This is a genomic window from Haloferula sp. BvORR071 (assembly GCF_000739615.1).
Classification (GTDB): domain Bacteria; phylum Verrucomicrobiota; class Verrucomicrobiia; order Verrucomicrobiales; family Akkermansiaceae; genus Haloferula.
The window spans coordinates 101,563-114,052 of the sequence record NZ_BATP01000035.1 but is presented as its reverse complement, the minus strand read 5'-3'; the positions used below and the strand labels follow the sequence as shown (position 1 = coordinate 114,052).

13 protein-coding genes are annotated in these 12,490 nt (G+C 61.9%); 8 read left to right on the top strand and 5 right to left on the bottom strand.

Annotated elements, in window-relative coordinates; genetic code table 11:
* Positions 1-151: 151 nt before the first annotated feature.
* Complete coding sequence (locus BV071_RS19915; protein WP_035611061.1) at positions 152-1,078, bottom strand: ribose-phosphate pyrophosphokinase; 927 nt, start codon at positions 1,076-1,078, stop codon at positions 152-154.
* 67 nt (positions 1,079-1,145) lie between these two features.
* On the opposite strand from BV071_RS19915, the gene BV071_RS19910 reads away from it, so the two are divergent.
* Complete coding sequence (locus BV071_RS19910; protein ID WP_035611060.1) at positions 1,146-2,186, top strand: exosortase/archaeosortase family protein; 1,041 nt, start codon at positions 1,146-1,148, stop codon at positions 2,184-2,186.
* The gene (locus tag BV071_RS19905) at positions 2,183-2,989 is read left to right on the top strand and encodes an exosortase-associated EpsI family protein (RefSeq protein WP_035611058.1); all 807 of its coding nucleotides are present in this window, start codon (positions 2,183-2,185) and stop codon (positions 2,987-2,989) included. Before BV071_RS19910 ends, BV071_RS19905 begins: the two co-directional genes overlap by 4 nt.
* 119 nt (positions 2,990-3,108) lie before the next feature.
* On the opposite strand, the gene BV071_RS19900 is transcribed toward BV071_RS19905, so the two are convergent.
* Positions 3,109-5,073, bottom strand: coding sequence for an O-antigen ligase family protein (locus tag BV071_RS19900; RefSeq protein ID WP_081886118.1), 1,965 nt, complete (start codon positions 5,071-5,073; stop codon positions 3,109-3,111).
* 12 nt (positions 5,074-5,085) lie between these two features.
* On the bottom strand, positions 5,086-6,495 hold the full coding sequence (locus tag BV071_RS19895) for a sugar transferase (RefSeq protein WP_035611054.1): 1,410 nt from the start codon (positions 6,493-6,495) through the stop codon (positions 5,086-5,088).
* Positions 6,496-6,898: 403 nt separating this feature from the next.
* On the opposite strand from BV071_RS19895, the gene BV071_RS19890 reads away from it, so the two are divergent.
* From BV071_RS19890 to BV071_RS19880, 3 genes are all read left to right on the top strand, one after another.
* Positions 6,899-7,849 carry a hypothetical protein gene (locus tag BV071_RS19890; RefSeq protein WP_035611052.1) on the top strand — a complete coding sequence of 317 codons (951 nt, stop codon included), beginning with the start codon at positions 6,899-6,901 and terminating at the stop codon, positions 7,847-7,849.
* Between the two features lie 29 nt (positions 7,850-7,878).
* A complete protein-coding gene (locus BV071_RS19885) occupies positions 7,879-8,577 on the top strand; it encodes a hypothetical protein (protein ID WP_265594658.1) in 699 nt (232 codons plus the stop codon).
* A gap of 168 nt (positions 8,578-8,745) precedes the next feature.
* Positions 8,746-9,372 carry a hypothetical protein gene (locus BV071_RS19880; protein ID WP_265594657.1) on the top strand — a complete coding sequence of 209 codons (627 nt, stop codon included), beginning with the start codon at positions 8,746-8,748 and terminating at the stop codon, positions 9,370-9,372.
* 69 nt (positions 9,373-9,441) lie between these two features.
* Here BV071_RS19880 and BV071_RS19875 read toward each other — a convergent pair whose 3' ends face one another.
* Positions 9,442-9,780 carry a hypothetical protein gene (locus BV071_RS19875; RefSeq protein WP_265594656.1) on the bottom strand — a complete coding sequence of 113 codons (339 nt, stop codon included), beginning with the start codon at positions 9,778-9,780 and terminating at the stop codon, positions 9,442-9,444.
* 299 nt (positions 9,781-10,079) lie between these two features.
* On the bottom strand, positions 10,080-11,003 hold the full coding sequence (locus BV071_RS33325; protein WP_052573646.1) for a glycosyltransferase: 924 nt from the start codon (positions 11,001-11,003) through the stop codon (positions 10,080-10,082).
* Positions 11,004-11,094: 91 nt separating this feature from the next.
* Between BV071_RS33325 and BV071_RS19865 the strand changes: the two genes are divergently transcribed.
* The 3 genes from BV071_RS19865 to BV071_RS19855 are packed head-to-tail and all read left to right on the top strand — an operon-like array spanning position 11,095 to position 12,490.
* A complete protein-coding gene (locus tag BV071_RS19865; RefSeq protein ID WP_035611044.1) occupies positions 11,095-11,367 on the top strand; it encodes a hypothetical protein in 273 nt (90 codons plus the stop codon).
* A 30-nt stretch (positions 11,368-11,397) separates the two neighbouring features.
* Positions 11,398-11,982, top strand: coding sequence for a hypothetical protein (locus tag BV071_RS35580; protein WP_035611042.1), 585 nt, complete (start codon positions 11,398-11,400; stop codon positions 11,980-11,982).
* 46 nt (positions 11,983-12,028) lie between these two features.
* Positions 12,029-12,490: a GyrI-like domain-containing protein gene (locus tag BV071_RS19855; protein WP_035611040.1), complete on the top strand. Its 462-nt coding sequence runs from the start codon at positions 12,029-12,031 to the stop codon at positions 12,488-12,490.

Here is a 12,490-nt window from a genome sequence, read left to right as displayed (position 1 = left end):
TCCCCGAGTTCCAAGAGATTTGGACCGGGATGGATAGGATGAATGGGATGAGAGGAAGAAGACTGGATGGTGAGGCTGGAATCGGGATTCTTCTAAATCCCATCCATCGGATCCATCCCGGTCCTTCCGAAAATCCGCCAGTCCCTGATCCTCAAACTTCAAACAAGGAAGTCACCGACTGGCCGCCGTGGATGCGGCGGATGGCTTCGCCGAGCAGCGGCGCGATGCCCACGGCGCGGACCTTTTCCCCACTGGCTTGGGGCACAGAGTCGGTGGTGATGATCTCCTCGATCACGGAATTTTTGATCCGCTCACGACCCATCTCGCCAAGAACTGCGTGGGAAACCCCGGCGAAAACGCGCTTCGCCCCGTGCTTCTGGAGGATCTCCGCGGCGGCGGTGAGGGTGCCGGCGGTTTCGGTCATGTCATCCACTAGGATCACATCGCGGCCTTCCACGTCGCCGATCACATTGGTCGCCTCCACGCGGGTGGCGCTGACGCGGTGCTTGGCGACGATCGCGAGATCTGCGCCGAGGGCCTCCGCATAGGAGCGGGCCATCTTCACCCCGCCCACGTCCGGGGACACCACCGTGATGTTCGAGGGGTCAGGGTGGCGCTCGCGCAGGTAGTGAATCAGCGCCGGCTTGGCGTAGAGATGATCGACCGGAATATCGAAGAAACCTTGGATCTGCGGGGCGTGGAGGTCCATGGTCAGGACCCGGCCGACACCGGCGGAGGTCAGGAGGTTGGCCACCAGCTTCGCCGTGATCGGCACGCGGGGCTGATCCTTGCGGTCCTGGCGGGCATAGCCGAAGAAGGGCATCACGGCGGTAATCCGGCCGGCGCTGGCGCGGCGGGCGGCATCCACCATGATCAGCAACTCCATGATGTTGTGATTCGTCGGCGGACAGCTCGGCTGGACGATGAAGACATCGTCACCGCGGATGTTCTCGTTGATTTTGACGAAAGTTTCACCGTCGGGGAAGGCCGTGACGTGGACGTCGGCCAAGGGTTCACCGAGGGTTTCTGCAATGCGCTCTGCGAGCGCGCGGTGGGAAGTTCCACTGATCAGTTTCATGCGGGACGGGCGGCGGGCCGGGATTGTTGACACTCGCGCCCGGATCGGCAACCCTGCATCCCGAAGAATGATGGAAAGTCCGAACCCGCCATCGCACTCGTCACCCCCGGAGAGTGCCCTGCCCACTTGGCTCGGGCCTGCGATCTGCGGGGCCATCATCGCGGTTTACTACGCCGTGATTGGCGGCTTCGGGGTGATCGGCAACCGCTCCCCGCTCTACTGGCTGCAGAGCGCGTGGAACAAGGAGACCCGTTATGAGCACGGCTTCATGGTCCCGATCATCATGGTCGGCTTGGTTGCCTGGCAGTGGAAAAACCTCGTGCGCCTTGCCAAGGAAGGAAAGAGCCACTGGCTCGGCCTGCCCATGCTGCTGCTCGGGATCCTCTTCTTCGTGGCCTCCCATCGCTGCGGTCAGCCGCGCCTGGCGATCGCCGGCCTGCCGATGATCCTCTGGGGTTCTTCCCTCTATCTCTGGGGCTGGCAGCTTTCCCGGCTCTTGTTCTTCCCCTTCTTTTTCCTGTGGCTGGCCGTTCCGGTGCCGGAGTTCCAGCAAGCCACGGTGAAACTGCAGATGCTCTCTACGCAGTTGTCTCAGTGGGGTTCGGAACTCTTCGGCGTGAAGGTCCACGTGAGTGGCACCAAGATCGAATCCGCCAGCAAGCTCTGGGAGCCGCTGGAGATCGACGAGGGCTGCGGCGGTATCCGCTCGCTGATGGCCCTGATCATGATCTCCACGGTCTGGGCCTACTTGGCCAAGGTCAGCCTGTGGAAGAAGGGGATCCTGCTGCTGGCCGCCTTCCCGCTGGCGATCTTCGGCAATATGCTGCGCCTGACCTCGATCTTCGTGATCGCCGAATACGGCAATCCGGACTTTGCCCGCCACACTTGGCACGACTGGTCCGGCTTGGTGATCTTCTACCCGATCTCCCTCTGCCTTTTGCTGCTGGTCCACTCCATCTTGGAGCAAGGCCTGCCATGGAAGAAGCCGAAGAAGAAGGCCGTGCGCCATGTGGTCGGCCGGAAGTCCGGGGATAAGGATTCCGACGTGGAACCGAGAATTGTCCACGAGCGCGGCGATGTCACCTCGGCCCCCACCACCGTCCCATGAAGCGGTCCACCCTTCTGGCAGCGATCCTCGGGGTCGGCCTATCCTCGATCTTCATGCTTCCGCCCTTCAAGGTGGTCGAGTCGGCCATGAGCCTGGAGATTCCGAAGGAAATCGGCGACTGGACGACCACGCCTGTTCTTCCGACGGACAAGGAAATCAACTCGCTGGCGAGCGATACCCGCTTCTCCAAGGCCAGTTGCAAGATCGTGCGCCCGGGGACTTGGAATTCACTCTACATGCGCGGGATTGAGGATCAGGCCGAGCTTTCGATCGTGCTCTCCGGCCAAGACCTCGCGAACTCGATCCACCGCCCGGAGCGCTGCATGGGCGCCCAAGGCCACGAGATCTACCTTTCGGAGCAGTCGCGGATCGATTGCCAGACGGCCAATGGCCACGAGATCGTCGACGCGGGGAAAGCGGGAATCGCTCTGCCCAAGGCCGGCACCCTTCCAACCCGCAAGTTGATTTCGAAAAGGAAGGAGTGGATCGCGACCTCAGAGACCGAGAAGACCGAGGTCGAGTTCAACTACCTGACCTACTATTTCTTCGTGGGCAACGAGATGATCACCGAGAGCCACAAGGCGCGGACCTTGGTGGATATGCGTGACCGGCTCGCCAAGGGCCAGGCCCAGAAGTGGGCCTACATCCTGGTAACCATGCGCTTCCGGGCGGGCACGGAAGACCCCCGTTTCAACTGGGGCAGCCTGCCGGATCTGAAGACTGCGGATTCGGAGGTCCGCTCGCTGCTGGGCGAAATCGCCGAGAACAATATCAATTGGAAGCAGATCACCACCCTGAATTGAGCGGGTGGAGGCTTGGCTTTGACCGCGAAAGGCCGCGAAATCTGAACCTCCGGAAACCTCCGGAAATAGCCTGAATACCTTGCCTGGCGGAGCCGTGAAGTGATTGCAGCGGCGCGGGCTTATTTCTGCTCCAGCAGGGGCTCGGGGGTGACATGAGCACCCTCCAGGAAGGCGATCATATCCTCGAGGTTCTTCTGGAAGGCGGCCTCTTCCTTACCCCGCACCCACTGCTCGGTCATGCTGTTGGCTTCCTTGAGCAGGTCGCGCGCGCGAATGAAACCGGTGAGCGCTTGGCCCGGGGTGCAGGCGCGACTTTCCCAAGCGCTATGGTAGCGGTGGAAGAGGTGCTGGGCGAAGTAGTAGCGGGCGCGGAAGCTGCCTTCCATGCCACCCTGCAGGCGGACCGCCTCCTCGTAGCTGCGGTCGGCCTCATCGTTGCGGTTCAGGGCGGAGAGAGCGATCGCGCGGTTGAGCGCCCACTCGGGATCGTTGGGGTTGAGCTTGCCAGCCCGATTGTAGAATTCCACCGCCTTGCTGTGCCAGTCGCGGACTTCATCCTCCGGCTGCCCCTGGCGCTCCGCCGCCCGGCGCGCCACGTGTCCGGCGCGACCCGCGAGGTGGGCACTCGGCCAGTGTTCCAAGGCGTCACCCATCAGCTCCAGCGAAATACCCGGCGCGTAAACGCCGAGACGCTCCTTGCCAAAACTCACCGGCCACACCGCCCGGTAAACCCTGGTCCCGCGAATGCCCGTCACGGCCAGAATCCCGGCCAAGGGAAGGAGCAGAAGCGCCGCCACCAAGGTGGCGCGGGAGGATGGGTAGACCTCTTCCGCCCGCCGCGGCAAGGCAAACCCAATCGCCAGGCCGAGGTAGATCGCGCCGGGAATCGTGTGGGTCACGAAGCTGAAATTCGAATTCACCAAGGTGCCCGCCATCGCGGCCAGACCGCCACACATCAGGGCATCGATCGGCCCGCGCGGGAAGCGCGAGGAGGGATCGGCAGAGAAGAGGCCGGCCACCGAACAGAGCACGGCGGAGAGCACCCCACAGCCAATCAGAAGAGCTCCGAGCCAGCCATATTCGACCGCCGACTGGAGGAACTCGTTGTGAACAAAGTCATCATTCCGGGGCAGCATGCCGCCTTCCTCCGGCTTCCAAGCGGCGTATTTTTCCCAGCCGTAGCTGCGGCTGCCGCCGCCGCTGAGCGGGTGGTTCATGGAGATGTCCACTGCAGTGCCGTACAACTGCAAGCGGGTACGGTTGTCGGCGAATTGGCTCAGGCTGAGGTCCTGAATCCCGCGCCGCTCTTGGAAATGCTTCAAGACCGGAACCGCGACCAAGGCCAAGATGAGCGGGCCCGCCAGTGCGGCGATGGCCAGCAGGCGGGCTTTCTTCGACTTGTCCCGCCATGCGATCAACGCTGCGAGGACCATCAGGGTCGCTCCAGTTGCACAGAGCGCGACCATGCCACCACGCGAGGTGGAGATGAACACGCAGGCGGTCGCGGCAATGACGCCCAAGGCCTGGGCAATCCGCTCAAGCTTGGAATCCCCAGCGAAGAAGAAGCGCGCCGCCAGCAAGGCCACCGAAACCACGGAGAAGTCCGCGAGGTGATTGTAGTGCCCGAAAAGGCCGGAAGGGAAAAACCCGGGACGGCTGGCGAAGGGCCAGGAGAAGGAGGAATCCCTCACCTGGCAAAGCACGAAGGCCAGATTCACCAGGCCCAGAACGGCCAGCGCCAGCATCACGATCCGGACCGCCGCGCCACTTGGGGCAGCCAGAAGGCCCCAGAAGCAGCCCGCGATCATACCGCCGACCAGAAGGGCATCGGCGCGGGCGAACTCCTGCACCGGACTGCCCCAACAGCGCCAGAGGACCCAGCCCCAGGCTAGGAAGAGGAAGGTCAATGCGATCCAAGTCCCCTTCCCCCGCTCCTTCAAGGCTGAGGCTCCTCCCGCAGCGCTCAGCAAGGCGAGCGACAGGGCCAGCAAGGCGGGACCCCAAGTGTAATCGATCGTCTGGCCACCCAAGGAGACCCCGAAGACCAACGCCAGGGCGAAACAAACACCTGAAACCCACCTCATCGGAAAACCGGCTCAGTTCGCGCCGCGCCCCAGCAAAACCGCGGGGATGGTGCGGAGCAAGATCTTGATATCGAGCCAGAGGGACCAGTTGTCGATGTAGCGGAGGTCCATTTCCACCCACTGCTCGAAGCTGGTGATCTTGTTGCGGCCGCCGGCCTGCCACTCGCAGGTGATCCCCGGCTTCACGCTCAGACGGCGGCGGTGCTCGGACTTCTCGAAGGCGTCCACCTCATAGATCGGCAGAGGACGCGGGCCGACCAGGCTCATGTGGCCGCGCAGGACATTGAGGAGCTGGGGCAGCTCATCGATGCTCAGCTTGCGCAGCAGGGCACCGAAGGCGAAGACGCGCGGGTCGCGGTCGAGCTTGAAGACCGGGCCTTCCATGTGGTTGCCGTGCTCCTCCTTGACCTTGGCGAGCTGGGCTTCCGCATCCGGCACCATGGTGCGGAACTTCCACATCCGGAAGGGCTTGCCGTAGCGGCCGGCGCGGCGCTGGCGGAAGAAGACCGGGGCACCCGGGCTGGCAATCTTGATGCCGATGATGGCGAAGATCCACAGTGGCGAAGTGCCTAGGATGAGGCAGAAGGCACCGACGCGGTCGATCACCGCCTTGCAAGCCAGCTCCCAAGAGAGCTCGGGAGTCGAGCGCAGCACCAGCATCGGCTTCTTGCCGACGACATCGAAGGTCGGGCGGGCAATCTGGGTGCGGATGAAGGAGGCCACAATCCATGCCTCCACCCCTTGGAGCTCGCAGGCTTCCACCCCTTCGGCGACCTTGCCGAACCCGGTATCGCGGGCGGTGAAGATCACGCGCTCCACGGAGTTCTGCTTGAGCAGGCTGTAGAGCTCCTCAACCGGACGCTCCGAAAGATCGAAACGCGCGACGATCTGCCAGAGACTGCTGTCCTCCTCATCCACCTCGCCGAAGAAGGAATCAATCTCCTCATCGGAGCCGGCGATGATGATGCGCTCCTTGGCGTAGTCGAGGAGCTCTTGGCGACGCAAGTAGGAGTGGAAGAGGCGGTCGCGGATGAAGAGCACCACCAGGGTCAGGACTCCGCCAAGGGCGAGGATCAGGCGGCTGGCACCAGCGATCTGGGCGAAGGTGACCATCATGCCGATGACCAAGGCCATGAAGAGCAAGGCCTTGAAGAGCTGGCTGAAGGCCTGCAGAGGGGTCTTGGTCCGCGGCCGGCGGTAGAATTGGAAGAATTCGAGGACCAGCGGGGTGAAGGGCACCACGATGTAGAGCACCCAGCTCATCTGCCAGAGGCTCATGTCGACGGATTTATCATCCGTGGTGAGGAAGTCGCGGATCGGAACGCGGAATAACGAACCCACCCAGAAAGCGAACCAAACCAAGGCTGCGTCGAGCAGTTGGAGCAATTGGATCGAGAACGCTTCTTTGCGACCAACAGCCATGAAAAATTCCTACCGAACGGCCGCGATGAAACCGGAAGGGTCAGGGTAAAGCAAGCCCAAGCTCAGGGCTGGACCCTACGGTTTCATGGGAGGGACTGCGTGCTTTTGCGGATGGGAAGCTGGGCGCTCCCTAAGGCTCATGGGCCCTATCCGCCCTTGGGATCGCGGTTCCCGCGGCCGAAGAAGGCGAAAAAGACACGGTCCCGCCGGTCGTCAGGATCGAGCCAGAAGGGACGGCCCCTCCAGCCACGGGATAGAAACCGGACATTTCTTGACTGGCACAGAGATTCTAGCAGAAGACTTAATAAATCTGATGATAGGAAAGCCACCTACTCTAGGCAGCCAGCTGCTCCGTCCGCGCATCAATCAGGAATCAACTGGAAGCGACGGCCCCAGCAACTCCATGACCCGCCGCCAGTTCCTGAAGCGGACCGGCGGAGCAACTGCAGTCAGTTTGATCGCTTGGAATGTGGCATCCCTTGAAAGAGCCCGTGGCACCACGGTCGAAAGCAGTGATGTCACGGTGGAGATGAAGGACTTCGACCTAGGCTTGGATCAGCATGGATATCGTGAGGAGATGCAGGAGTTTACGGGGAAGTACGATTGGATATATGGCAACAATGCCCCGATGACCTTGCCGCATGACACTGCCACCCCTGCGAATTCAGCCCCGCCCAACTACTGTACGATCACTGCGACGGTGCATCCGAAAGACGCCGAAGTTGAGTTCAGAGTAAGAGGCGACGAACCCGGCTGCATCACGATTTTTGAAACCGTCAACGACGGCAGCGGCACGGTTCTCCTCCGTATCCAAGCGGTTACTCCGTCCACCCCGATCAACGGCGGCCGCAGGCCGAAAGGATCCCTGATTGAAGCCGTGCACCAAGGCAATGTTGTAGGCTCGGCGAAGTGCTACGTCGTGAAGCCCGACAAGATCGTTAAAGGCACAAACCCAATCGCGAGCCACCCGGGCATGTTCGGCAGTACCGGCTACTATGCCCATGCGCAGTATGAAGGCCAAATCGTGGCTGGCCTCCCCGAACATCAAACTCCTCCCGCGACACTAGCTCTTCCAATGGTGTTCCTCCGGCTTGTTCAGGTCCGGATCAACAACCAATTCAACGAGCCGCTAGGACCGATGTACTATGGAACCGCGGTACAGGAAGACAGCTTGTGCATTGCTTGGATGCGGTCGGGGCAGTATAATGATCCTGTGGGGAGATTTGCAAATGGCGAGGACCAAACCCCGTTTCAAATCTACGTCGCGGGCCACGATTGCGGGCAACTGCGGCGGAAGCTCACGATTTCCAATGCCACCACGACTACGGCCGACTATTTGCTCGAATGGTTATAATTGAGGCCGGATTTTTCCGCTTCTCCAAGGTGGGCTATATTCCCGCCGTGGTTCTTTGTTGTCTGGGGGCGGGTTGCTCTCCGAAAGAGCAGGACCAAGATCGGAAAAAGACCGGCTCCAATGACAAAATAGATCAATCCAAGGCCATGAAACACTCACCTGAGTCCTCACCGCAAAGCGTTGGGAAAGGAGTAGTCGTGGGATCTTCGGCGCTGGAGACCCTGCCTAGAATTGCGAGTTCGGGAGGCAAAGCCGAAGAGTCCGTCCTCAAGCAAATCGGGGTTCCCTATGCGGCGGTCCCTGCCATTGCCGAAAGGTTGCAGACAGCCTTCGGCAGGGCGAATACCCTACGAGGGCAGTCCGCTTCTTCGCTGGTCTTTCCCATCGGCAAGACGGTAACGATCGAAGCGCTTCCCGATGAGGAACTCTCCGGGATCGTGAGGGATTTCATCGCCGGGCTCCGGAAAGAAACCAAGGATCTGCCGCTGGAGAGTCTTGAGATCCTGCTTCGCGAGCAACTTCACGACCAATTCGGTCTCCGCATGCGGGTCACGCTCGAGCAGACGGGGATACAAGGGCTGTCCGACCTGGCCCACAGCACCCCGGAAACGCGAGGTCTGACCTTTCAAGTTGAACGGGAGAAGGGAGATGGCCGAATCGAGAAATTCTCCCTGAACCCGATCCAAGGGGAACGCAGCGAGTTCTTTTATCTAAAGGCTTCTCCCTGATAGGGTGCTTGCATGAGGCCCGAGGCAGCAACTTCAGCCGGAGCATGGAAGCGGCGGACCTTAGTGGCGGTCCTCGTCGTGCTTGTCCTTGGGTTCGCCGTGTTTCTCCGGTCCCACCAAGGTGAGGCCGGTCGGCCCGAGGGAGCTCCCCCGGAGCCTGCCGGAACGGTGAGAAACCAAGCCCTCCCGGACGCCGTCCCACCGCAGGACGAGGTGAAGTATGATCGGGAACACCAAGCGCTGCCCCCTGAGCTCGTGCCGCTCCTGGCGGTGAATGTATTCGAGGAAGACACCGGCGAGGTATCGCCCCGGATCTACAGCTACTTCCAGATCACTAAAGAGGAACGCCCGTTGGTACGGCGGGAGATCGCGAAGGCTCTGGAGCAATTCAAAGCGGCTGAATTGAAGCGGGCGAAGTTGGTCTCCACTGTTGGAGAGCGCTATATCAAGCTCGCGGATTGCAGCGATCTGGCAAAGCAGATCTTCGAGGACTTTTCCCGAAATTTGGGCCAGACCCTCGGATCCGAGCGAACGAACGGGATGAAGGCGCTCCTGAAGAAGCAACTGCGCGAAGGGGGACGGACTCTCATGGAAGTCGGCGTGGTGAAATCCGGCTCGGGGCAGTTGCTCTTGAGCAAGAGGCTTCTGGACTCCCGGGGCATCGAGATCTCCATGGACGAGTCGACTTATCTAAAAGGGACCGATCTGTCAGAGTTCGCGAGATGGGACGCGATCCACCCGCTGCATGAGGGGAAAATTGCCGAAGGAGCCGCGGAGGCATCCCCTCCCCGATAAGGGACCAAAGGATGGAGCACGGCAGGATAAGATGGGGCGTTCCCGTGCTTCAGACAGGTTCCATGAGACTTAGGGAACCGATCTGCCGGTGGAATCGGAGCTCTCGCGGTCGAAGAAGGCAAAAAAGACGCGCTCACGGAGGAACAAGACAGCCAAGGTCAAGATGGCTCCGGTCATCAGGATGAGGCGGCTGACCCCGCCGAGCTGGGCCCAGACAACCACCGCGCCGACCAGCAAGGTCATGCAGATGGCGGCCTTGAAGAGCTGTGCGAATGCCAAGGCTGCGGACGGGGGGCGCGGGCGGCGGTAGAAGTGAAAGAACTCAAGGACCAGCGGGGTGAAAGGCACGACAATATAGAGGACCCAGCTCATCTGCCAGAGGGTCAGGTCTCCATGGGTAGATTCCACCGTCGTGAGGAGTTCCCTAAGGGGGACTCGGAACAGGGATGAGATCCAAAAGGCGAGCCAGACCAAGGCTGCGTCCAGCAGTTGGACCCACCTGACGGTGAAAGCTACTTCGCTATTGAGAGGCATGGGGCTCCTTCCTTTCTGGATTGAGGCCTAAATGAAACCGGATCTGGCGGGCGGAGGCAAGGTGAAGGGCCGGGAAGAGTGCATGCGGGGGGAAGTGCCTCCGTGCACCCGGAGGAGGACCGTCCGAGGGGCGGGCAGCCGAAAATCCTTTGTCCGCACACGGCGTGAGCGGACTACTTCGGGAAGTCGCGGCGGCCCAACTTGCCGGTCCGGGCGTCCGCCAAGGCCATGCGCCAAGTGTGCCAACGGGAGGGCGAGTAGCCTTCGTGGAGAAGGGTGGCGGCGAGGTGGAGGAGGGCGATGGCCCAGCCTTGGAGGACAGAGCCTTGGCGGAACATGAGCCAGGCGGTGTTGCGGACCTCGTAGTAGAACTTCCAGTCCTCCAGGCCGGTCTCGAACCAGAAGTCCTTGTGACCGATGCGCCAGCGGCGGAGGTTCTTGGCCGAGGGGTGGTCGAGCACGGAGTCGCGGACGGCCTCAAAGTGGAAGCCGGCAGCTGCGAGGCGGCGGGGATATTCCTCATCCTCCCCGCGGATGAAGAGTTCACCGAGGACGGGGCCGGCCTTTTCCCATGCGGCGCGGGGGACCATTGCGCCGGTCCAAGAGGCGCGGCTTTCGGCGCGGTCGGCATCCTGCGGCCATTCGTCCGGGTGGCGGATGGTCTGCCAGTCGCCGTGTCCGGCGCGGATGGGAAGGGGCCAGGAGTAGTGGCCGCCGGTGGGGTCGATCTGGAGGCTGTGGCGAACGAGCTGGGAATCGAAGCCGCTGGCGAGGAGGGCTTCCAAAGCTCCGGCGCGGGGCCATGAGTCGTCATCGAGGACCCAAACCGCATCCACTTTCCCGACGATGAAGGCGTGGTCCATGGCGACCTGGACGCCGCCGGCGTTGCCAAGGTTATCGCCGGTATTGAGGATGATGAGGCGGTCCCAGCCCTCTGCCTGCAGAGCCCCCGCGGTGCCGTCCGTGGAGGCATTGTCGCCGACGACGACCAGATCCGGTTGGCGGGTCTGGGCGCGGAGGCGGCGGAGGCACTCGAGCGCGGCGGCGCGGCGGTTGAAGCACGCGAAGACGGCGGCGATGCGGGGCGAGGAAGTCACAGACAAGCAGCGAGCGGCGGTTGAGGAATTCAGCCCAGCCCAGCGGACAATTGCAATGACGGCGGATCGGGGCTAGAGCAAACGCGTCGCCATGAAGGTCCGCATGTTACTCTTGGCCTGCGTCGTCATCGCCGTTTTCGCCGCGGCGTGGAAGGAACCGAGGCAGAAGGAGCTCAAAGCCGAATTCCTGAAGCTCCATCCCACTGCCACCATCCTGGAGGTGGATCCCGGGGAGGGTGATGCCGACGATGTTTACTATCACTTCCGGTACCGGCTCTCCGGCGAGTCCAAGGTCAGGGACGCGGAGGTCCTGTTCCAGCGGCAGAAAGAATCGCGTTCGTGGAAAGCGGTCACGAGTTCGTAAACTGCGGGACGATGCGGCCAAGCCGAACTCATGTGGGAATTCAGCAGCAAGCAGCTTGATGGGCGCACGGTGCAGGGAACGGTGAGGAATGGAACCGGGCCCTTGAGCTATGGAGAGGTGATTGGCTTGTGGCAGGGTAATTCCGGTTTCCGGCAGGAGTTTGCTGGCCTCCTGCGGGCGGCACCTTTTGAGGCATTCTTTTGGGAAACACCGCCAGTGAATCGTGACTGCCTGGAACGGCCCTTTGAGTTTGTGTTCGTGGATGCGCCGCCGCTGCTGCGGGTGAAGCCGGATGTCGGGGCCTTCGCGGAACACTTCCGCGGCGAAGCGGTGGTGGTTTTCCCGAACCTCCGCGGCGATGCGGTTCTCGTGGTGCCCGGACCACTGGCAGAGGCGAGTTGCTACACGCACCTCGCCTGCTTCTTGCGAGAGGCACCGGAAACGCAGGTGGATACCTTTTGGCAGGGGGTGGGAGAGGCGATGAAGGCGCGGATTTCAGATGCGCCGGTCTGGCTCAGCACGGCCGGGCTGGGAGTATCCTGGCTGCACCTGCGGCTGGACTCGCGGCCGAAATATTATCGTCACCGGGCGTACCAGGCAGAAACCTGTCCATAATTTCGAGAGCTGTTCGTCGAGTGCCTGAAACCAACCCCAAACTACCATGATCGAGACACCGCAAATCACGCAATCCGAGGCACAACTGACTGCCGCAATCCACCTGACGATTCCCCGCAGCCAGATCCAAGAGGTGATGGGGCCGGCAATCATGGAGGTGATGGCGGCGGTGGGTTCGCAGGGCATCGGTCCGGTGGGGCCATTGTTGAGCTATCACTTCCGCGGGGAGTTGGACATCTTCGACTTCGAGGTCGCGGTGCCAGTGAGCGCGCCGGTGAAGCCGGTTGGACGGGTGAAGGCCAGCGAGTTGAAAGCCGCCAAGGTGGTGCGCACGATCTACCACGGCCCCTACGAGAATCTGGGCGAGGGCTGGGGAGAGTTCATGGAGTGGATTGAGAAGAGCGGACTCAAGAAGGCCCCCGGATTCTGGGAGCGCTACCTCGTGGGTCCGGAGAGCAGCGATGACCCGGCGGATTGGCGGACGGAGTTGAACCGGCCGGTGGAATAG

Coding starts and splice junctions, on each gene's coding strand:
- BV071_RS19915 (WP_035611061.1), bottom strand. CDS start 1,078: ATGAAACTGATCAGTGGAACTTCCCACCGCGCGCTCGCAGAGCGCATT.
- BV071_RS19910 (WP_035611060.1), top strand. CDS start 1,146: ATGATGGAAAGTCCGAACCCGCCATCGCACTCGTCACCCCCGGAGAGT.
- BV071_RS19905 (WP_035611058.1), top strand. CDS start 2,183: ATGAAGCGGTCCACCCTTCTGGCAGCGATCCTCGGGGTCGGCCTATCC.
- BV071_RS19900 (WP_081886118.1), bottom strand. CDS start 5,073: ATGAGGTGGGTTTCAGGTGTTTGTTTCGCCCTGGCGTTGGTCTTCGGG.
- BV071_RS19895 (WP_035611054.1), bottom strand. CDS start 6,495: ATGGCTGTTGGTCGCAAAGAAGCGTTCTCGATCCAATTGCTCCAACTG.
- BV071_RS19890 (WP_035611052.1), top strand. CDS start 6,899: ATGACCCGCCGCCAGTTCCTGAAGCGGACCGGCGGAGCAACTGCAGTC.
- BV071_RS19865 (WP_035611044.1), top strand. CDS start 11,095: ATGAAGGTCCGCATGTTACTCTTGGCCTGCGTCGTCATCGCCGTTTTC.
- BV071_RS35580 (WP_035611042.1), top strand. CDS start 11,398: ATGTGGGAATTCAGCAGCAAGCAGCTTGATGGGCGCACGGTGCAGGGA.
- BV071_RS19855 (WP_035611040.1), top strand. CDS start 12,029: ATGATCGAGACACCGCAAATCACGCAATCCGAGGCACAACTGACTGCC.